The sequence below is a fragment of the Chitinophaga sp. 9-1-y genome (assembly GCF_059511905.2).
The window spans coordinates 2,408,810-2,431,380 of sequence record NZ_CM197955.1 but is presented as its reverse complement, the minus strand read 5'-3'; the positions used below and the strand labels follow the sequence as shown (position 1 = coordinate 2,431,380).

The following is a 22,571-nucleotide window of genomic DNA, read 5'->3' as shown; positions in this document are numbered from 1 at the left end:
TTTACGATTAAAAGCAACCGGATCGATACTCTGGCCTTCGATGCCGAAAGTAAAGCCTTCGTGATCATTGAATACAAACGTAACCAAAACTACAGTGTTATAGATCAAGGGGGTTCATACCTTAACCTGATGCTTGAATACAAAGCCGATTTTATTATTTAGTACAACGAATCTCAGAAAGAAAGTATCAAGCGTTTTGATGTGGATTGGTCGCAGAGTAAGATCATTTTTGTTTCCCCTTCTTTTACTGATTTTCAAAAACAATCTTCCAATTTCAAAGATCTGGCTATTGAACTTTGGGAAATAAAACAATTTGAACAAGATGTTTTGGTTATGAACCCTATCAAAAAATCCAAATTGGCACCGAGCATTAAACAAGTACAGCAAGACGATAGTTCTGAAATTAGTAAAGTAACTAAAGAGCTGAAAATTTACACAGCAGAAGACCATATTCAGCACAAGTCGGATGATATAACAGAGCTTTATGAAGCTTACAAAAATGCGATCCTCAGCCTCTCCGATAACATTGAGATCATTCCCCGTAAAGATTATATAGCTTTAAAAAAAGAAACAAACATTACAGACATTTGCATCCAACGTAGTGGATTAAAAATTTGGATCAATCAAAAGAAAGGACAATTAGACGATCCTAAAAACTTGACCAGAGATGTGTCGAGTACGGGACATTGGGGTAACGGTGATTACGAAATAGTGGTAACCAATACCGACAATCTTGAATACATCATGAGCCTTATAAAACAAGCATTGTAGTTACGTGCTGCGTTGGGGGAAGAGTCATGAAATAACAATACAACAAGCAATATCCGTGGCTTCCTTAAAAGAGCTGTCAATGCTCATTATCACGGAACAGTAGACATCCTTATTTCCTTGATCGCACACTAAATATGGTTCGATAACATCAGTGGCTTTTCGCAAAAATGGGCTAATAAATATTGCAATGAAGTAAACAGCTTTTATTTGTGTGATTAATAGTATTTTATATGGTTCGAATCTAATTGTCCTACACAACTGGAATGAAAATGGAATTTTGGCTGAAAGCACTAATTGTACTGCATTTCAACGGTTCGATAAATAAATTTACGAAAAAAATATTATTACACTTTAAATAAGTGTAATAAGGGTCAGATGCTTTGAAATGCTTTTCTGTAAATAATTTCAGCTTATTTGAAAAAGAGAAAGGTTCCGTTTGGAACCTTTCTTCTTAAGTGCCCAGAACAGGAATCGAACCTGCACTCCCTTTCGAAAACAAGATTTTGAGTCTAGCGCGTCTACCAATTCCGCCATCTGGGCATTGTTGCTATATGTTTCAGGGAGCGCAAATGTAAGCATCCATTTTAATTATCCAAAAAATCTGCTACCGCCAACGGCTATACTTATTATTGAACATAAATGATCACTTTCACTGAGAAAAAATATCTTGCGGAAGCAAAACCCAACCTCAAATGTCAATTTGCACCCGGTACTTAATACCGTCTATCTCCTCCGCGATGGCACCCGTTTGTAACATCATACATTCAATGGAGAGGCTACATGTTATACTTACTGAAGAAAACGTTAGTACCCGGGCTATCCGTTTGTGAAAAAAAACTGCCCTTTTGCGAATAGAACCGAATGTAGTAATCCATTTCTGAAATGCGAGGCCCCCCGGAAACGGGAGGCCTTTTTCATTCTATTAGCTACATGTTATTGGTCTAAGATTATTGGAACGGATCAAATGTACCACCCCACATCATACTTTGCTGCAGCTTCGGATTCCTCGATAAAAAGCTGTAAGGCAATCCATAGATGTACATTTTGTCCGGAACAGAAAGATTATCCTTATCGGTAGTGATCACGGTATAATTAAATTTGTTGTATACTTTATTGATGTCTGCCATCGGCGCAGGATCGGTCTCTCCCTGCTTCAACGTAATAGCCAGGCCGTGACGCTGCTTTCCTCTCAGCTGATCAAATCTCTTCCAGCGGCGGAGGTCATCCCAACGTTTGCCTTCAAAGGCAAACTCTACGAAACGCTCATCCTGGTATGCTTTACGGATATCTTCCATGCTCGCGGCTGCAATACCGTAATTTCCGGTACCCTGGGAAATACCGGCGCGCTGCCGGATATCATGCAGTACCTGCAATGCTTCACTGGTCTTCCCCAGCTCATTGGCCGCTTCTCCATAGTTCATCAGCACCTCTGCATAACGTATTTCCGGCCAGTCTACATCAGACTGCTCCACACCAGGCGCATGCCTGTCTACCCCTTTCAGTTTCAGGAAAAAACAATTCAGTTCTCCCATCCCCTGACCGATCCAGTTGCCATCGGTTACAATGGAATTCAGGGTACCTGTTACGCCACCGGCTGGTGTAAAAGTAGGGTTGGTCAGATAAGTCCAGTAGTATTCGTTTTTAGCGACCATCTTGGGCGTAAACTGCACCGGAGCCCCATTGTAGTAGATAGTAGCATAGAAGCGGTCGTCCCTGTTCCGGAATAAAGTAGGATAGTTGGCATCTGATGGTGCAAAGCGGCTGCCATCCTTCATCGGGAATGCATTGACCAACTCCAGGGATGGCATATCATTATCCCAATCGTCGGCAGAATAACGCAGTGGCGCATTTCCCGGGGCTGCATAAAATGCATCTGGAAAGGTGAACCGCCGTACCATTACCTGCTCTTTGTTCATTTCTGTATTCCAGATGTCGCCATAAACCGGGTATAATCCTTTCCCCATGCCGGCCAGGAAATTTTTTGCGGCAAGGTTGGCATCATAGGCCATCTGCCAGGTAGCCACGCCATTCAATCCATTAAACAAGGGGCTGGCAAAAAATAATAACACCCTGCCCTTAAAAGCCATCGCCACGCCTTTATCGATACGTCCGGCATCTGCGCCTTTCCAGCTGTCTGGCAGCACTGCAATAGCATCGTCCAGGTCTTTTAATATCTGCTTCACGCATTCGGAAGTCTTGTTACGTGGCATTTGTACCTGTGAGAGATCACTCACTGCTGCCTGCGGTGTCAGGATCAATGGCACGCCGCCCACATCTTTCACCAGCTTATAATAAGCCCATGCACGCCAGAATAGTGCCTGTCCTTTGATCTGATCCTTCGACTGCTGGGCAAAAGTGGCCTTGTCAATATTAGCGAGTACATTGTTGCACGTACGGATGTCACCGAAGGTATTCACGCCCCAGTTTAAACGCACACCGGCAGCAGCATTGTCGTAATTTTCCAGCCAGTCGTAAGTGGCGGTACCCAACAATACTTTATCTGAATAGCGGTGCGGAGATATGGCCTCATCGGTACCATTACCAGTCCCAAAATTTACAAATTGCCAGTTTTTCACCCAACCGTCCCAGAACCAGTTATTATACACCCTCGAACATCCACCGGGATTCCCCATACCATATGGCCAGCAAGGCATCAGGTCATAGTAAACCGTATCCAGGTATGCCGTTGCAGATCGCTCCGATCCCCATACCTGCTCGTTGGTAAGGGCATTCAACGGATCTCTTTCCAATATTTTCCGGCAGCTGGCAAAACTTACCAGCACCAATATGGCTGGTAATATATATTTCAATACATAGCTTTTCATGGTTGCACTTTTTAGCATTAGAACTGTACATTAAGGCCAAGTGTCACATTTGTCATAATGGGATAACTGCCGTAGGAATATACCTCAGGATCATACAACTTGAACTTCCTCAGGCAGAACAGGTTTGTGGCGCCCGCAAATACCTGGGCAGTACTTAAACCACTTCTCTTTAATAATGTTTGTGAGAAATCATATGAGAGGTTCAGATTTTTGAGGCGCAGGAAATCGCCGCGGAATATATTCAGGGATGACACGACGGAATAATCCTGCCGCTGATTGCCGCTGGAATTGTATAGCCGTGGAAATTTCCCATTAGGATTACTTTCGGAATAGGAATCCGCGTAATACGCAGGGTATGGAATCTGACCACCATTCCTGCCCCATGGATCGTTATAGATCACTTTGTAACCTGCCAGGCCGGCGAACAGTACGTTCAGGCGAAAGCCTTTGTATCCAAGATTGATATTAAGACCATAAGAGATAGGGGCATTGTTGGACTGGGCGGTGCCACCGTTACTGGGACTACCTATGATAGGTGCATTGGAGTATTGCGCTACCACTACTTTATCATAGCTATCGATCACTCCATCCGGCTTTCCACCAGGACCGCCTACATCAACAAAGTTCATCATTCCTTTCTCTGGCTTTACACCAAAAATGGTATAACCGGTAGGAAGGGCAGATACATCGGCATCAGTGCGCAGGATACCGCTGGTCTGGTATCCTACCTGGTAGTTCAATGGTTTTCCAACAGGATCTTCCGCAGATGTAGCACCCAGGGCTTTATCCTTTACCAGCACTTTGGTAGTGGCCAGCCCGAAATTGGCTTTCACATCGAAGGTGAAGTCTTTACCTATTTTTCCATTGACATATCCCAGCTCGATGTCCATCCCTTTTGCGCTCATCCTGCCATAGTTTTCTATCGGATAACTGGAACCAAATTCCACCGGGGTTTCGAGTATGCGTTGGCCAAGAATGTTAAAAGTATTCTTTGTCCATACATCGAATACCACATTCCAATGTTGCCTGTAATTCAGGTCTACACCCGCGTTGTAGGATTTGGCGCCTTCCCAGGTATAATTCGTTTGGGCAATACCGTTATAGGCAAGGATAGATTTCAAAGAAGCAGGATCTCCCAGGTAGAATGGCGTGGAGGATGCATTATATATCTCCTTGAATAGCCAGGCGGGGATGTTATCGTTACCAGTAGATCCATAGGATGCACGCAGTTTCAGCAAATCCACCCCACTTCTTTTCAGCCCGGCCATGAAATTTTCTTCAGACAATACCCATCCGAAAGAGGCTGCCGGAAAATATCCCCAACGTTTATTCTTCGAAAATTTGGAAGAGCCATCAGCACGTACAGAAGCAGATACCAGGTATTTGTGTCCATAGTCGTAATTCACCCTGCCCACGTAAGATACGCGTGAATCCAGGTAACTTTCAAAGCCATCGGCTTTAGTGTCGCCGGATGCACGGCTGGCAAAGGGAAACTGGTCCGTAGTAAATACCGGGAAGTTATATTTATAGATACTGGAGTAAGTGTAATACCCATCGAACTGTTCGTAAACACCGGTAACATTCAGGTTGTGCTTACCGAAATGACCTTCATAATTAGCGATCGCGTTCAGCTGATAGGAATTGGTTCTGCCATTTTCATTTCCTACATAAGGTTGCGCCGGCGAAGTGGATAACCTGGTACCAATTACTTCATTGGTATATAGCTGCTGTATGCCGCTTTTGGGATCTAACTTAAACTGGTACAGCAACGGTTGTATAGCATATGCTTTGGAGAAATCGTTACCATTATACAGGTCTGCCACTCCTTTCAATGAAAGTCCTTTGATAAAGGGTACTTTGTATTCCACGTTAATAATCCCATCCATATATTGTTTGGTAATACGCTGATACCCCCCATTCTTGATGAACTCCACCGGGTTGGTGACCCAGTTGGGAGACATCGGTTTACCATCGATATATGCATAAGTAGTGGGAGGCATGATGTATTTCAACTTTTCATAGAGACCAGATAAATCATCACTCTGACCTGGTATACTATGCCGTTGCCCGTTATTATAGCTGAGGTTCAACCCAATGCTGAGATCCCTGGTAACAGCCACCTGCAAATTACTCCGTAAATTATATTTCCGGTAAGACAATTGAGGCAGGAATCCGGTTTCATCATAAAAAGTACCTCCCACAAAATAATTAACGCGGTCAGTACCGCCTGATATATTCAGTGACTGACGTTGATTGAAGGGGTTATGATAAAGTTCATCATAGTGTAAGTTTCCTTTGGGATTATGCTGGTGTATCCAGTCGCGGTCGTATTGGTTGTAACGAAAATCCGCCGCACCCGTGTGCGTGGAATTATACATATCCATGCCCTGGTCCATGCTGAGGTATTTCACATCTATTTCCGGTTTACTGTATACCCCGAATACGGAATTGAACTGAACGACAGATTTACCGGATTTCCCGGTTTTGGTAGTTACCAGCAACACCCCGTCGGATGAGCGGGAGCCATAGATGGCCGCGGATGCCGCATCTTTCAGGATGGTGATTGTCTGCACCTGGTTAGGGTCCAGTGCATCAAATGCTACCTGGTCGCGCACAATACCGTCAATAACGATCAGCGGCCCTGCACTGTTCCAGGAGGAAGAGGAGCGAATACGCACGATGGAAGCTTTACCAGGTATACCGGTACCCGTTTGCACAAAGGTACCGGAAGCCCGCCCTGCCAGCACGTTTGACAGGTTGGACGTGGCAATATTTGTCATTTCCTTGGCATTCACCGTCGTGACTGCCGACGTGAGGCTGGCCTTTTTCTGCGTACCGTATCCCACCACTACTACTTCATCCACCTTTGATTCGGAAGGCTTCAGGGTGATCGCTCGAAAACCAGCCTTGGTAATATTTATCCGGGTTTGCTCATACCCAACATAAGTAACCAGCAATACCGTATTACCGGCAGGCACTCTCAACCGGAAGGCACCGGTGGCATCCGTGGCGGTACCATCATGAGTACCCTCCCTGGATACCGACGCTCCCGGAAGTGGGTTACCATTGACATCTACCACCCGGCCGGTGATCACCATCCCGGGGGTATCCACTACCGGGGCGGACTCCTTTGGCAGCACCGATGCTGGCTTTGCAGAAATGGCGATAATACCATCCACATCGTTATAGGCAAAACGATCCTTCTTCAGGCACAGTGCCAGCACCTTCTCCACCGGCTGGTTTTTCACATCCAGTGTAAGGCAGCCAATCTTGAAAAGTGTCTCTTCGCTTACCACCAGGCTTTTGCCCGTTTGTTGCTGTATCTCACGAAAGACTTCTTTCGCCGGCATATTCCTGACCGACATCGTAACATTTTGCCCGTTCGTACTTGCAGCCGCAGCTTGCAAACAGATACCGAGTATTAGGAACACTGTTACTTTCATGATCCTCAAAAATTTTTGAGTGGGCCGCAGCGCCCTTTGGTTTGATAAAATGTAAATAGGAATTAATTGCATAGCTTTGCAATGTTTGGGTTTGTAAATCCGGTTGACAATTGTATTTAAAAGCCCATCCCTGCCAGAAGTGTTAAGGCCACTTCTGGCTTTTTTTGGACTAGATAACGCGGTAATAAATAATCAATTAATTAATGCATACTGATGATCAGTTTCTTTTCTGCTCCGGTAGTTAATCCTCCATCAATTTTAAAATGAGTATTGGTTGTTTGCAGCGCCTTCAATACCGTGGACAAACTGTTGCTGCGTTTTATAATAGCAAATATTTTATCTTCAGGCACTTCCCCTTCAAAAACAATATCCACATCATACCATCTCGAGAACTGGCGAAGTGCAGCCACCAATGTAGTGCTCTCGAAATGAAAATATCCTTCTTTCCAGGCCATTATTTCTGCTGTATTAACGTGTGTGTTTACCGTGAGATGACCATCTTTTCCTGACAGGGACTGTTGTCCCGGCTGCAGCCCCACTTCCTGCCCTTCTTTTTTAACCTTCACCGCTCCCTCCAACAGGGTTGTTGCAACAAATGGTTCATCCGTATAGGCGTTAACGTTAAAGTGCGTACCTAATACTTCTATTGTTGTATTGCCTGCTGCCACGGTAAAAGGTAATCTGCGCTTTCCATCAGGCGCAAATACCTTGGCTACCTCGAAATAAACTTCTCCCGTTACCTCCACATGACGTGCCCCTCCGGCGAAAGATGAGGGAAAACGTATACTGCTGGCGGCATTCAGCCATACCTGCGTACCGTCTTCCAACACCATCGACATATGTCGGCCTTTTGGCGTACTCAAAGTATTGTATACTACTGGTCCACTTTCGTGGCCCAATGATTTATAGCTCACTACATCAGCCGACTTACTGATCGTTACCTTGCCCTGTGCGGCCAGGGCGCCGTTGCCCGCAACATCCAGCAAAATCTTTTTCCCGTTTCCAAGCGTAAGCACTGCGCCGGCCTGCCCTGCCGGCACATCCACTGAAGCCAGCACATGTCCGGGAACAACGGTAAGACGCCGGGACTGGAAAACACAGAAAGTTACCAGCAGCACAATAATGCTCGCTGCCGCCATCATCCACAAACGCCTGCGGATAATGCCCCGCGGCGGGTCCTTCCGCTCTTTCCGGATAAATGTCAATATTGCTTCTTCCGCAGCATCTGATGGAATGCTGAGCGGCAACTCTTCATGCATATAAGTATGCAGGATATCCATCAGCCGTCCCTTATTAGCCGGAGAAGCCACCATTTCCATCAGCTCACGCTCTTCCGCTTCGCTCGCCTCCCGCCATATGTAGCGGTCAAAAAGAAATTGTAGCCTTTCCTGTTGCATGATTATAAAAGGAGTTATTAATAGTAAAGAGTAGGGGAAAAAACAAAACGGGTTAGTGCAACGGAAAAATTATTTTATCACAAAGAAGATAGGTATAATAAAAGTCCACAGCCTGAAACTTGTCCGGCAATATGCCTTCACCAATTTTACGGCCTTAGCCAGGTGTGCTTTCACTGTTTCCGGCTTTATTTGCATTAAGGCGGCAGACTGCTCTCTTGATAAGCCATCCACCTTTACCAGTTGATATACCTGTCGCTGCTGAGGCGACAAACTGCTCACTGCCTTTTGAAGCAACTGCCGCTGCTCCGAAGTAAATATCGTCTCCATCACATCATCATGATACAGCTCCTCCATTGGAAACTCTCCGGCAGCAAGTCTTTCCACGGCTATCTGCCGAAGCGCCTTATAAGCCTTATTGCGTGTAATAATAAACAGGTAGGATTGAAAACAGGAAATCTCCGCCAGGTTATGCCGCCTCTTCCATATCACAACAAATACATCCTGCAGCAGCTCTTCTGCATGCACCGGTGAACGAGTGATCGCCAATAGTACGGTGTAAATTTTTCGCTTGTTATGGTTGAATAATTTCAGGAATGCCGCCTCATTGCCCAGGGCAATCATCGCGAGAAGTGCTTGCTCATTATAATCATTGGCACATTCCATTTCATTGGTAATTAATCATAGATATTGCGAGTAGTTAAATCTAGCTAAAATAAACCTCATAAAACCTCCACTAATTTGACTAATCCCGGTGTTTTTTTTGCACCATAACATATCATGATATAATCATCGACCACATCTCCGGGCTATAGGGGTAATACGCTCCTGACGAGGGCAGATTATTCCATCACATTAAACTTCAGTGAATCGGCCTGGTCATTATAGATAAACATTCTGAGTATATGCACACACTTCTTTCCCGTAGCATATTTGTGACCATTGCTGCTGCAGGCCTCTCCATAATAGCCGGTTGCAGTAAGAAAAACGACACGGTGCCATCTACCTTGCCTCCTCAGCAGCCACAAGGTGTTTTGGCAACGGTAATCATACACCCTGATGAAACCGGGGCGCCCCTGTCAACTTCTTTCCTGGGCTTCAGTTATGAAACCGGTACACTTCCAGACAGCAGCTTTCTCACGTCTTCCAATACGGTACTGGTACAGTTGATCCGCAACCTTGGTAATGGGGTGATCCGGGTGGGCGGCAACAGCAGCGACCGGCTTGTATGGACCAATGCTGCACGCACCGCAGCCACCGGCAAGGACTCCCTCTCTACTACCGATGTAGATCGTTTTGCTGCCTTTGCCAAAGCCACGGGCTGGCCAGTGCTTTTTGGCCTTAACCTGGGCATATATGATCCTGCCAAAGCAGCTACAGAAGCAAGTTATGTAAGCCATGCCCTGGGTGCTGACCTTATGGCCTTTCAAACTGGCAATGAAACAGACCTCTTTTCCAGGAACGGGCACCGCGATGTTTCCTATCAATATGTCAACTATCAACAGGAATGGAGCCAGTACTTCCACGCCGTACGCAATGTGCTGCCGGCAAGCCCTTTCGCCGGCCCCGATGTAGCTTACAAAACAGCGTGGATCTCCAGCTTCGCTACCGCCGGTCATCAAAACATCAATTTGCTTGATGGCCACTATTATCGTACCGGTCCCGCATCCGACAGCAGTATCACCTATCATACGATACTCACGCCAGACACTAAATTACCAGGATACCTCGCCACGTTAAACAACAATGCACAGCCTTACTCACTGCCTTACCGTATCTCTGAGTGTAACAGCGTTTATTCTGGCGGAAGAAAAGGAGTAAGTGACGTTTTTGCATCAGCGCTATGGGCGCTGGACTATATGTGGACCGTAGCAAAATACAACGGGCAGGGTATTAACTTTCATGGCGGTACCGGTGGCGCCTATACCCCCATCGCCATGACGAACGGCACTCCCGTAGCGCGTCCGGAATATTATGCTATGCTGGCTTTCCATCAGGCAGCACATGGTAGCCTCATTCCCGCTGATGTAAATACAGGACAACTCAATGCCAGCGTATTCACCTGTAAGGATGCCAACGCAACATATGTTACATTGATTAACAAGGAAGATAACCAGGATATATCCTTCACCATCACACCAGGCATGAAAGCCACTACAGCACAAATATTCATGCTCAGCGCGCCAGCTATCACCGCTACCAACGGCATTACCTTTGCAGGTAGTCAGCCTGATGCCAACGGCAAATTCACACCGGTGAGCACTCCGGCATATCGCCCTTTAAACAATAACTTCATCGTAAATGTGCCGGCAGGAAGCGCGGCGGTAGTAGTGATACGCTAGAAAGGCCTTACCTACACATTTGTAGTGATTCCTTTTAGACTTACACACCATATAAGACGAAAAAATCCGGCATCCTAACCCCAAATTATGCGCCTTCGAAGGCCGAATTTATTGTGTCAATGATTTCAGGATAACGCAAATAAATGATGATAAGGAAGATTTGTCGTTGGTAAAAAGCACCAACAAAAATGAGTTAACTTAAAATAAATAAAGTTCTTTAACACCTTACAACAATAATAGAATACAAAGTTGGCACAAACAAAAAAGGTCCACTTTCGTGAACCTTTTCTTTTGGTAGTTACTGTGCCCAGAACAGGAATCGAACCTGCACTCCCTTTCGAAAACAAGATTTTGAGTCTAGCGCGTCTACCAATTCCGCCATCTGGGCAATCATTTTATAAGAACTCTCCGCGTCAATTGCGGGATGCAAATATAGGAACTCTTTTTTATTCTCCAAGAAAATTTTTCATCCCGTCATAAAAAATCTTTCTAACCCAATAAATCCAATAACAGCATCACATTAGCCAATAGCTCAAAATAAGCCACCACAAGCAATTACAAGCAACAATTCTTCCTGCTGCCCGTCTCAAAAAAAATCCCCACCCTACCCATGCTGTTCCTTAAAATACCGTAAATTCAGACATGCAAAACACGATACACATAGGACTCATCCGGGAAGAAAAACATCCACACGACAACCGCGTGGCCTTTACCCCTAAGCAATGCCAGTGGATCTTGCACCACTTCCCACAGGTACGGCTATACGTACAACCCTCCCCCCGCCGTTGCTTCACGGATGAAGAATATAAAAAAGCAGGCATTCCACTTCAGGAAGACCTCGCCGGATGCGCCATCCTGCTGGGTATCAAAGAAGTGCCTATTGATCATCTTTTAGCGGATAAAACCTATCTCTTCTTCAGCCATACCAAAAAAAAGCAGCCACATAACCAGCGGATGCTGCAAACTATCCTGCAAAAAAATATTACACTGATAGATTATGAATGCCTCGTACACCCCGACGGACAACGCATCCTGGGCTTCGGATTCTTTGCCGGCATCGTAGGCGCACACAACGGCCTGATGGCTTTTGGGGAAAAAACAAAAAGCTTTCACTTCAAAAGAGTACATACCTGCCACGACTTCCAGGAACTAATCGGACATTATTTCGGGATCAAATTGCCACCCATGAAAATCGTTATTACCGGCTCCGGACGCGTTGCTGCCGGCGCATTGGAAATCATGGGCCTGCTCGGGATCAAATATCTCCCTCCGGAAGAATACCTGGTTAACAGCTACGCCTATCCCGTATATACCCAACTAAAAGCAGGAGAACTATACCTGAAAAAAGATGACAAAACATATAGCCGGGCCGACTTTCACGCACATCCGGAAAACTACGAATGCCGCTTCCTGCCTTATGTTACTGCCAGCGATATCCTGATGAATGGCATCTACTGGGACCACAACATCCCTCCCCTGTTTCATCCCGGCGACCTGAAAAAAGATAATTTCCGCATACAGGTGATCGCCGATATTACCGACGATACCAACGGATCCGTTCCCTGTAACCTGGGCGATAGTACCATAGAAAACCCGGTGTATGGCGTTACAAAAGATACCATGCAACAAACCCCTCCTTATCTGCCGGATACGGTAGACATGATGTGTGTCAGCAATTTGCCCAATGAATTACCCAGAGATGCCTCCCAGTATTTCGGAGATCAACTGATGAAATATGTGTTTGAAGAATTATTAAAACAAGACGGCACCATGATACAAAATGCCACCATTGCCAGCAAAGGAGCTCTCACTACGCCTTTTGCCTACCTGGAAGATTATGCAAAAGGCGCCTCGTGAAAATTTACCGGAGCAAATGAACCGCCCCTTTCAGCATCTTCTCTACCCCTTCTATATTTTTATAACGGATAAAATATACATAGCTGCCTACCGGTTGCGGCGCTCCTTTATAAGTACCATCCCACCCGCGCATGATATCAGTGGTGGTATATATTTCTGCCCCCCAACGGTCAAATACCCTGAATTCCAGTAATACTTCTCCATGAGGAGTACGTAGCCGGAAGATATCGTTTTGCCCGTCACCATTAGGGGTAAAGGCATTCGGCACATATAAATCCAATGCACAGGCTTTGGCCACTGTTTGCAATACGGTGGTTCCACATTCATTGCTGACATTTACCCGGTACACACCCGGATTACGGATCACCAATGTGTTGGTGGTGCTGCCATTCTCCCATAAATACTGATATCCTGGCGGTACCACCACCGTCGCCGGCATATAATTATACAAACATACTTCCGCCGGAATACTTACCAGCGGCTTGTTTTTTAAGGCCAGATGCGTAAGCACGATACTGTCGCAACCATATGCCGAAGTTAATGTACTGGTGTAGTCACCTCCCGCCAATACACTACGGCCATCCGGTAGCGTATAGGCTCTCCCGTTACATGTAGTATCAAACACTTCCGTATGGAGCGCTGATACAACATTCAGGGTGGTGGTAATAATACTATCGCAGCCCCGGTATGTTTTAAGAGAGGATACATATGTCCCATTGGTATTGACACGACGTCCATCCGGCAACTGGTACACCTGGCTGCCGCAAATCGTTACCACTTCTTTTAAATTATATACGGGCAGCAAATTAACGGTGGTAGTAATCACACTATCACAGCCACTGGCCACTCTTTTCAAGGTGGTAATGTAAGTTCCTGCCGCATTCACGGATGTCCCGTCCGGCAAAACATAACTATCTCCGGTGCAGATGGATTTGGTCACGGATTGCTGTATCCGCGCTTCATTAAGCACCTGGCGGGTTTTCTCATCATTGCTGCAACGCCCGGTAACCGTTACTTTCACGGTGTAGGTGCCCTCACTGGCGTAAATATGCTCCGGTGACACGTCCGTCGAAGTACTACCATCTCCGAAGTCCCACGACACCCCGGCTGCTCCCGAAGCATCCACGAGTTTAAAAGTGGGTTTACCTTCACAAATATTGGAAACGGTGAAATCAGCTGGCTGCAAAACCGTCAACGTAGTTGTAATAAGACTGTCGCACCCATGGTATGTTTTGAAAGACGATACATATGTACCCGCAGTACTTACGCTACGTCCATCTGGCAACAGGTATTGCTGCCCGGTGCAAATGCTGGCATCTTCCTTTTTATTATAAGTGGGCCAAAACTTCACAGTAGTCGTGATCACGCTATCGCAACTGCCGCTGGCTCTTTTAATCGTGCTCACATAAGTTCCTTCGGCATTGATCGTCTTTCCGTCCGGCAAAACATAAGAACTTCCATCACAAATAAATTGGGTAACCGCTTTATCTATTTTGCCGTCAATAACCACATCACGGGTTTTGTTATTGGTGCTACATTTTGCGGTAACAGTTACCTTTACGGTGTAGGTTGTCTTACTCGCATAAATGTGTTCGGGGCTCATTTGTTGGGAAGTGGTTCCGTCTCCAAAATCCCATAATACACCTGTTACCCCCGTTTCATTGACCAGCTTAAAGGTAGCCTTCCCGTCACAATCGGAGGAAACATTAAAATCAGCAGGCACATACAAAAAGCTATTCACAAACGTAGGAAAACACAACGAGGTACGTCGCAGCCCCTGACCAGTTGGGTCCATATCCATGCCGTCCTGCACAAAATTACACCCCGTTCCTCTTACGTTCGGTTGTGTAATCAGCCCTACATAACGATACCCTTGCCCTTTCTCGTACCCCACGTAAATGCGCCGGTCGGGCCCCATTTGGATTCCCCCCATCTGCATAGGATAATCAACACTGGCCACTATCGTTTGTGAGGCATTCACATCTGCTGCCGTAAGATCATATTGATAAATAAGGCTCCATACCTGGTAATTCATACTCACCACGTACAGCAGTTTTCCGTCAGGTGAAAATTCCACCCCTGTAGGAAAAACCGCATTCAGTGTTTGGAAAGGAGCGCTGATGGCGCCGGTAGTATTATCAAATTTTAAAAGATCGACCTTACTCATAGCCCCTTGCTGCAGGGAGGCTATTGAATGCACAATAGTACCGCCGTCATCCGAAAACTTGATATATCCCGCTTCTTCCCAGCCTCCGGGATGAATGACAGCACCGGTAGTATATACGGTAGGCGCTGATAACCCCGCTGATGTTAACAGGTATACGTAATAGTCCGCACTGTTCCTGGCATGGGTCACCACCCAGTAATCCTTTCCGTTACAATGCCTGGTGGCAGCCATTTTCTCTGTACTCATGGAATTATCCAGTAGCACCGTATTTCTTGTGCTGGCAACAATATCTCCATGGCCATTGTCCAGCGCCATATCCAGCAGATTATAACGGAACCCTTTGTCGGTCATGGTGGTAAATAAATAGTATTGGCCCGGATGACCAGGGAAAGGTACCGCAATAGCCGATTGCACGCTGGAGGGATCTCCCAGTAACCCTGTACCGTTAGGCATTATCTGGTGTTGGGCATTCCATACCGTACTTCCTTCTGTATAAAATAACAAATCACCTGTGGTACCATCGCAAATAGTAGCCACCCCTTCACGGGTATACGTCTGGCCATCGGTGAGAATAGAGGCGGGTGTCGTATTAAAGTTGATACCGGCATTATAGCCAAAATACCATCGGTAAACTTCTTTCTGGGCGGTAGCCGAAAATGTAGCCAACAGTAACAGACAAAAACAAACAATTCTTCTGTACATAAACAAGGATAAATAGCGGGGACGAAGATACTAAATACTTATAGATACAGGTAGTAGGGTGTCAACAAAGCAACAAAGGCATTGGTATACACCCGGTTAGCATCATGTATGGCTAACTCTTTTACGGTAGTATCTCCCGCCCCCCGGCTAAAAATACCCACGGCCCGGAAAAAGCCATGGTTCACCGTTTGCCGGATATACAATACCTCCCGGAGCTGAAACCCGGCCGCTATCGCCAGTTCCCGGAATGTTTCAAATGCGGTATATGGCAGGAGCACGGATACTTCTCCTGATGGCGCCAACTGCCTGTCGATCGCTTTTATCAGCTCTCCGTAACTCAGGTTCGTGGCGTGCATGGCCTGATCCTTCTGTGTATGCCCGCTTTTCAGCGCACGCTCATAAAAAGGTGGATTGGTGACAATAAAATCATACGGCAATACAGGGGCCATATCACGTATATCCGTTTCCGTAAGGGTTAAGCGATCCGCCCATAATGAGGCGGCAAAATTGGCCCGGGCCTGCATGGCTGCCCCCGGATCCAGTTCCACCGCTGTAATAGCGGCATGGGTTTGCTGGGCCAGCATCAAACTGAGCAAACCGGTGCCGGCGCCAATATCCAGTATGGCAGGTACGTTTTTATGCGCCAGGTATTGCGCCGTGAAAGCTCCCTGTATACAGGCGTCTGTACACACTTTCATGGCGCAATGCTCCTGGTGAACCGTAAACTGCTTAAATTTAAAAAATGTATTTGCCATCGCTATTTTGACTCCATCACTACCGCCAGGTTAGGCATCCGCAAATTGCGATGCACCGATACCGGGTTAGCCTCCCTGATCACAACCGTTTCTACTTTACCATTGCCTTTAACAGCCGTATTCAACACTTGTTCATACAATACCTGCGGTACCTGGCGATTAATACCCATCACCATTTCTTTTGCAAAACGGTTGTAATATTTTACCACCAACTGGTTCTTACCCGCCTTCAGCGGCAACAACAGCACTTCGTTTTGCTGTCCGCCTCTTTCCGGGTTATTATGTAAGGTCTGCTCTTCTCCATTTAAATACACGGCAATACCGTCACCGCTGGTGAAACCAATAAGGTAATCACCCGCCTGTGTAGCGGTAATTTCCTGTAAGATGTAATTAGCTTCGCTCCTGCCACCCGGCACTTTAATCACGGCATCATTCTTCCAGCCGGATTGCAGCGTCCAGGCTTTATGATCCTTATCAGGCCAGGCTTGCGCAGGATCAATATCTTTTACGGAGCCATGTGTACCGTCAATGCCTGACCAGAAAGGACCATCACTGTACATAGGTCCCCACTGGAGATGGGCGGCATCGTTATGCAGCGGCAGCTCCCTGCCACCAGTGAGTGGTATTACCTCGCTGTTGCCATTCAGCATCAGCTGAATACTTCTGCCTTTTTCTGCCTCCGTATAAATCAATTTCAAATGGGCGGGACGAACGCTGGTAAATGCCCAGGCATCACCTACCTGGCTGCGATAATAGCTTTCGTAATCAACCCCGGAAAAGCTAAACAGCGGCGTAGCATTATCCCTCGTTAAGCGCGTAGCCTGACGCAGTAAATGCTGCGGCGTAATATCCACGCCACCTTTGCAGGTAAGTACCAACACGGGAATATCTTTATCGGCTACACTAAAACCCGCTGGCAGTTGTAACCGGGTAAGTCCCTCTTTTACACTGATTTTTACGGGTAATTTCTTACCACTGCTCAATAAAGTTACCATGCTGATGTTACTGTTCAGTCCTGGTAAAATAATAGTGCCGTTATCCGGATTTTTTAACAGGTGCAGATACAGCTTGCCGGGTTTCGTTGTCACTTCACCCCAGGCGAACGTGGTATCAAATGGATTGGCAGATGCGCTATAAATGGCTTCCCCATTGAGTTGTAGCCAGGCGCCATTGAGCAGTAATACTTCTCTCTCAAAATCTACTACAGATCCATCTCCACGGGGACCGATGTTCAACAGGTAGTTGCCTCCCCTGCTTACTACTTTAATCAGGCCTTCCAACTTTTCATGTGCTTTATCCGCAGCCTTACCGTGCTGTTGCCAGCTACGATAGCCCCAGGTTTCATCATATACAGAGGCGGGCGTTTGCCAGGCCGAAGCAATTTTATAATCAGGGTATTGGTTATCTCCCATCACACAAAAATCTCCGGCATCATTCCCTAATCGTCCACTCACCATACATCCCGGTTGTAAACGATGTACAATATCTGCCAGGTCGCGGCTCTGCTGTGCTGTCAGTGATCCCATATCAAACCAGATCTCAGATACGGGGCCGTAGTTAGTCATCAGCTCTGTTACCTGCTTTTTATTATACTCGTGATGCTCCGGTGTAATAGGGTCGCTGTTGGAACTGGAAATAGGATACGCCTGCGGAAAGTGCCAGTCGATCAGCGAAAAATACATCCCGAACTTCAGGCCATGACGCTGACAGGCATCCGATAATTCTTTCAGTACATCCCTTTTAAAAGGCGTAGCATCTACTACATTATAGTCGGTATAGGCAGAATGAAACATGCAGAAACCATCATGGTGCTTCGAGGTCATCACCACCGATTTCATGCCCGCAGCCTTTGCCAGCAGTACAATTGAATCCGCATTCCATTGTTCAGGATGGAATTGTTTGGCCACATCTCCATACACATCACTGTAAATACCGGCATGCGCCTGTATTTGCTCACTATAACCCCTGGTAACCGGTTTACCTTCCCAAACACCACCTAATGTAGAGTAAATGGCTCCCCAGTGAATAAACATGGAATACTTCTGGTTCTTCCACCCGGTTTGTGCGGCCTGTTCTTGTGCCGACGCAAATTGAAAGGTCATTGTCAGACCCAGTAAAGCAATCAGGACTTTCTTCATAGATATTTGCTGTTATATATCAGATAAAGCTAAATCGATTCAGTTAAGGAAAGGAATAGCATTTTACCCAAAGCTGTTGGCCTTTTAACAGCTTTCTGCTTTTTTTCTTTTTTTCCGGAGATGTGGTTAAAATGGTGACCACCTTTGCTACAGCTAAAAAGCGGCTCTGGCGGTAGGCACCACGTCGAGCGAGGCAAAATCACCCGCCAGGTATTTATAGTACGCCGTGATGGCAATCATACCCGCATTATCGGTACAATACTCAAACTTTGGAATAAAAGTACGCCAGTGATATTTTTCTCCATACACCTGCAATGCTTTACGCAGGCCACTATTGGCGCTTACGCCACCAGCAATGGCAATATCCCGGATCCCTGTTTCCTCTGCCGCTTTCACCACCTTATTCAACAGAATAGTGATAATACGTTGCTGTATAGAGGCGCAGATATCAGGTAAATTTTGTTGGATGAAATCCGGGGTTTCCTTCTGATTTTCCTGCAGGAAATAGAGAATCCCTGTTTTCAGGCCACTGAAGCTGAAGTTCAGATCCGGAATACGCGGCTCTGTAAACTTAAACCGTTCCGGGTTGCCAGATTGGGCATATTTATCGATCAATGGGCCACCTGGATAAGGCAGGCCCAATATTTTGGCACTTTTGTCAAACGCTTCGCCAGCGGCATCATCCAGCGTTTCACCAATTACCCGCATCGACAGCGGACTTTCGCATAAAACGATCTGCGTGTGGCCACCAGACACCGTTAAGCATAAAAATGGGAAATCGGGCTTGGGGTCGTCAATGAAATTAGCCAATACGTGCGCCTGCATATGATGCACGCCAATCAGCGGAATATCCAGCGCCATGGCCATCGACTTGGCAAAGCAACTACCTACCAGCAGCGAGCCAATCAACCCCGGCGATTGCGTAAAAGCAATAGCCGTCAACTCCTCCCGCTTTACACCCGCCGTTTGCAGGGCGATATCCACTACCGGTACAATATTCTCCTGGTGCGCCCTGGACGCCAGTTCCGGCACCACACCCCCATATTGTTCATGTACCTTCTGATTGGCAATATGATTGGATAATACCTTTCCATCTACCAGTACGGCCGCCCCTGTATCATCACAAGAGGATTCTATCGCTAATATTTTAACAGACATAAGCCGCAAAATTAATAAAAAAGGCGGGAAAACCCCGCCTGTACAACAGCATCACTGCTGCCCAATATCTTTCTGCTTAATTACTCCGGATAGCTACCACCGGATCCAGCCTGCTGGCCAGGTAGGCCGGAATAAACCCTGCCAGCATCCCTACCCCCACAGAAGTAACCATTCCCCCCACAAAAGCCCCCACAGATATAATCATTTCAAAGGAACTAACTGATCCAATGATGACTGTTAAAAGATACACCATCAGCAGCCCCAGCACCCCTCCGAATAAACAAAGACAAACAGACTCCAGCAAAAATTCCATCAGAATAATACTTTTACGCGCACCTATAGCTTTTTTCAGTCCTATAATATTGGTACGCTCCTTCACCGTCACAAACATAATATTGGCTATCCCGAAACCGCCTACCAGCAATGAAAAGAAAGCGATAAGCCCTCCCCCCAAATTAATCATGGCAAACATGGAATTTAAGCTATCATTGGCAGAGCTGATTTCATTCAGTGCAAAATCATCCTCCTCTCTTGGCTTTAACCGATGTGCTGCCCGCATCACTCCTCTCAGCTCATCTTTGAGCTGATCCAGGCTCACACCGGGCCTCGCTTTCACCAAAATGTAAGGATCTGCATTACGACGCTCATCTACAATGGTACGTGCAAAACGATAAGGCAAAATAATCGCATTATCATAACTACCCGCACCAATCATGCTCTCCCCTTTCTTTTTCAGCACCCCGATGACTTTTACATCCCGGCCGGCAATCTTCACAATCTTACCCAGCGCCGATTCCGGGGAAGCAAACAACCCATCCCAGATCGTAAACCCAAGAATAGCCACATTAGCCCCACTATTACTTTCTGTATTGGCAAAAAAGCGCCCATCCAGTATTTGCAGGGTTTGTATCTGGTCAAAGTCATTACTCACCGCCGTCATGGTCACCCCATCCATATAATCACTCCCATACTCCACCTTTTTGTTGCTCACATCAAAATTAAAAGAAGCATAACTCGCGCTATGCACCTTATCTTGTACAGGCTTCAAATCCTTGAACTGTGGCTCCGGACGGTTCATGTATTTCCACCAGGCATATTCTCCGTTGCCTCCCCAGGGCCACTTCTGCAAGTAAATCACGTCTTCCCCCAGGTCTGCCAGATCCTTCCGGATATTATGTTCCAGGCTGCCTGTCAACGTAAGCACGGCAATGATACAGAAGATGCCTATGGTGATTCCGAACAGCGACAAAAACGTACGCAGCTTATTCACCCGCAGCTCTTGTATCGCCATTTTGAAACTATTCCATAATATTTTAAGGGTCGCTATCATATTCCAAATTTAGCGGATTTATGCTCACCGGCAGTGCCAATAAACACGAAATATAGCCGGACAAAAAATTTAGTTACCTTTGCTGCCATTTTTCGGACATTTATGAAGTACGCTAACGAGATCAATAAAAGAAAATCCTTTGCTATCATCGCCCACCCGGATGCCGGTAAAACTACGCTGACAGAGAAATTCCTCCTGTTTGGCGGTGCCATTCAAACGGCTGGTGCAGTGAAGTCTAATAAGATAAAAAAACATACCACCTCGGATTTCATGGAAATTGAAAGACAGAGAGGTATCTCCGTGGCCACTTCCGTTATGACCTTCGAATACCGCGATATCCTCGTTAACCTCCTGGATACCCCCGGTCACAAGGACTTTGCGGAAGACACCTACCGCACCCTGACTGCGGTAGACAGTGTGGTACTGGTAATCGACTGCGTGAAAGGGGTGGAAGAACAAACGGAAAGACTAATGGAAGTATGCCGCATGCGCGATACTCCCGTTATCATTTTTGTGAATAAAATGGACCGCGACGGTAAATATCCGTTCGACCTCCTGGATGAACTGGAAGAAAAACTCAATATCCGTGTAAGACCACTCAGCTGGCCTATCAACATGGGTAGCGATTTCAAAGGGGTATATAACCTCTACGATAAAAACCTGGTAGCGTTCCAACCCAATAAGAAAGCCACTGACGACGATATCGTACCACTGCCCGACCTCAGCAGCAGCTACGTGGATGAGCACTTCAACGAAAAAGATGCCGCCCAGCTACGGGGAGACGTCGAACTGATTGAAGGCGTATACGATACCTTCAACCGCGAAGAATACCTTGCCGGTAAACTGGCGCCCGTATTCTTTGGTAGCGCCGTTAATAACTTCGGGGTGAAAGACCTGCTCGATACCTTCGTAGACATTGCACCGGTACCCCGCAACCGTACCGCTACCACCCGCGAAATTGAAGTCAATGAAGATAAATTCAGCGGCTTCGTTTTCAAAATACACGCGAACCTCGATCCACGGCACCGCGACCGTATTGCGTTTCTCCGCGTTTGCTCCGGCAAATTTGAACGCAACAAATTCTATCATCACGTTCGTTTAGACAAAGACGTTAGATTCAGCAACCCTTACAGCTTCCTCGCCCGCGAGAAAAACATTGTAGACGATGCCTTCCCTGGCGACGTAGTAGGTTTGTTTGATACCGGCAACTTCAAAATAGGCGATACCTTAACAGAAGGCGAAAACTTCTACATCACTGGTATTCCCAGCTTCTCTCCTGAACTATTCAAGGAACTGGTGAACAAGGACCCAATGAAAACCAAGCAACTGGAAAAAGGTATCCGTCAGCTGACAGACGAGGGCGTTGCCCAGCTGTTTACCCAGCATGGCGGCAACCGTAAAATCATCGGTTGTGTGGGAGAACTCCAGTTTGAAGTAATCCAATACCGCCTCCTGCAGGAATATGGCGCCGCGTGTCAGTTCAATACACTGCCATTCTACAAAGCCTGCTGGTTGACCGGCCCTAAAAATAAAATCGAAGAATTCATCCGCTTTAAATCTTCCAACATCGTTGAAGATAAAGACGGACACCTGGTATACCTGGCCCAATCCGAATGGTACTTAAATACAGAAAGAACCAATAACCCGGATATCCAGTTCAACTTCACTTCCGAGATACATAAGTAGAGC

The 22,571-nt window shown here is 46.5% G+C and carries 13 protein-coding genes and 2 tRNA genes; 4 read left to right on the top strand and 11 right to left on the bottom strand.

The genetic code is table 11. From position 1 onward, the window contains the following. Positions 1 to 201: 201 nt before the first annotated feature. A complete protein-coding gene (locus AC5ZC7_RS09690; RefSeq protein ID WP_496159511.1) occupies positions 202 to 771 on the top strand; it encodes a DUF5655 domain-containing protein in 570 nt (189 codons plus the stop codon). Positions 772 to 1,227: 456 nt separating this feature from the next. Here the strand turns inward: AC5ZC7_RS09690 and AC5ZC7_RS09685 are convergent. From AC5ZC7_RS09685 to AC5ZC7_RS09665, 5 genes are all read right to left on the bottom strand, one after another. Beyond that, positions 1,228 to 1,311: transfer RNA gene (locus AC5ZC7_RS09685), tRNA-Leu, on the bottom strand. 407 nt (positions 1,312 to 1,718) lie between these two features. Further along, positions 1,719 to 3,596 (bottom strand): RagB/SusD family nutrient uptake outer membrane protein, encoded by a 1,878-nt coding sequence (locus AC5ZC7_RS09680; RefSeq protein ID WP_496159512.1) that lies wholly within the window; start codon positions 3,594 to 3,596, stop codon positions 1,719 to 1,721. Between the two features lie 17 nt (positions 3,597 to 3,613). Further along, positions 3,614 to 7,039, bottom strand: a complete 3,426-nt coding sequence (locus AC5ZC7_RS09675; protein ID WP_496159513.1) for a SusC/RagA family TonB-linked outer membrane protein — start codon at positions 7,037 to 7,039, stop codon at positions 3,614 to 3,616. Between the two features lie 200 nt (positions 7,040 to 7,239). After that, positions 7,240 to 8,436 (bottom strand): FecR domain-containing protein, encoded by a 1,197-nt coding sequence (locus AC5ZC7_RS09670; protein WP_496159514.1) that lies wholly within the window; start codon positions 8,434 to 8,436, stop codon positions 7,240 to 7,242. 69 nt (positions 8,437 to 8,505) lie between these two features. Continuing rightward, positions 8,506 to 9,099: a sigma-70 family RNA polymerase sigma factor gene (locus AC5ZC7_RS09665; protein ID WP_496159515.1), complete on the bottom strand. Its 594-nt coding sequence runs from the start codon at positions 9,097 to 9,099 to the stop codon at positions 8,506 to 8,508. Between the two features lie 239 nt (positions 9,100 to 9,338). On the opposite strand from AC5ZC7_RS09665, the gene AC5ZC7_RS09660 reads away from it, so the two are divergent. Continuing rightward, positions 9,339 to 10,775: a hypothetical protein gene (locus AC5ZC7_RS09660; RefSeq protein WP_496159516.1), complete on the top strand. Its 1,437-nt coding sequence runs from the start codon at positions 9,339 to 9,341 to the stop codon at positions 10,773 to 10,775. 304 nt (positions 10,776 to 11,079) lie between these two features. Here AC5ZC7_RS09660 and AC5ZC7_RS09655 read toward each other — a convergent pair. Next, positions 11,080 to 11,163, bottom strand: a tRNA-Leu gene (locus AC5ZC7_RS09655). A gap of 254 nt (positions 11,164 to 11,417) precedes the next feature. On the opposite strand from AC5ZC7_RS09655, the gene AC5ZC7_RS09650 reads away from it, so the two are divergent. Continuing rightward, entirely contained in the window at positions 11,418 to 12,632 is a 1,215-nt protein-coding gene (locus AC5ZC7_RS09650) for an NAD(P)-dependent oxidoreductase (protein ID WP_496159517.1), read from the top strand. Between the two features lie 4 nt (positions 12,633 to 12,636). Here AC5ZC7_RS09650 and AC5ZC7_RS09645 read toward each other — a convergent pair whose 3' ends face one another. The 5 genes from AC5ZC7_RS09645 to AC5ZC7_RS09625 all read right to left on the bottom strand — a co-directional run bounded on the left by AC5ZC7_RS09645 (position 12,637) and on the right by AC5ZC7_RS09625 (position 20,882). Continuing rightward, a complete protein-coding gene (locus tag AC5ZC7_RS09645; protein WP_496159518.1) occupies positions 12,637 to 15,501 on the bottom strand; it encodes a PKD domain-containing protein in 2,865 nt (954 codons plus the stop codon). Between the two features lie 38 nt (positions 15,502 to 15,539). Beyond that, positions 15,540 to 16,256 carry a methyltransferase gene (locus AC5ZC7_RS09640; RefSeq protein WP_496159519.1) on the bottom strand — a complete coding sequence of 239 codons (717 nt, stop codon included), beginning with the start codon at positions 16,254 to 16,256 and terminating at the stop codon, positions 15,540 to 15,542. A 2-nt stretch (positions 16,257 to 16,258) separates the two neighbouring features. After that, positions 16,259 to 18,394 carry an alpha-L-fucosidase gene (locus AC5ZC7_RS09635; RefSeq protein ID WP_496159520.1) on the bottom strand — a complete coding sequence of 712 codons (2,136 nt, stop codon included), beginning with the start codon at positions 18,392 to 18,394 and terminating at the stop codon, positions 16,259 to 16,261. A gap of 153 nt (positions 18,395 to 18,547) precedes the next feature. After that, positions 18,548 to 19,552, bottom strand: coding sequence for a tRNA (adenosine(37)-N6)-threonylcarbamoyltransferase complex transferase subunit TsaD (gene tsaD, locus AC5ZC7_RS09630; RefSeq protein ID WP_496159521.1), 1,005 nt, complete (start codon positions 19,550 to 19,552; stop codon positions 18,548 to 18,550). A gap of 76 nt (positions 19,553 to 19,628) precedes the next feature. Beyond that, entirely contained in the window at positions 19,629 to 20,882 is a 1,254-nt protein-coding gene (locus tag AC5ZC7_RS09625) for an ABC transporter permease (protein WP_496159522.1), read from the bottom strand. 102 nt (positions 20,883 to 20,984) lie between these two features. On the opposite strand from AC5ZC7_RS09625, the gene AC5ZC7_RS09620 reads away from it, so the two are divergent. Next, positions 20,985 to 22,568 carry a peptide chain release factor 3 gene (locus tag AC5ZC7_RS09620; RefSeq protein ID WP_496159523.1) on the top strand — a complete coding sequence of 528 codons (1,584 nt, stop codon included), beginning with the start codon at positions 20,985 to 20,987 and terminating at the stop codon, positions 22,566 to 22,568. The last annotated feature ends 3 nt before the right edge of the window (positions 22,569 to 22,571 follow it).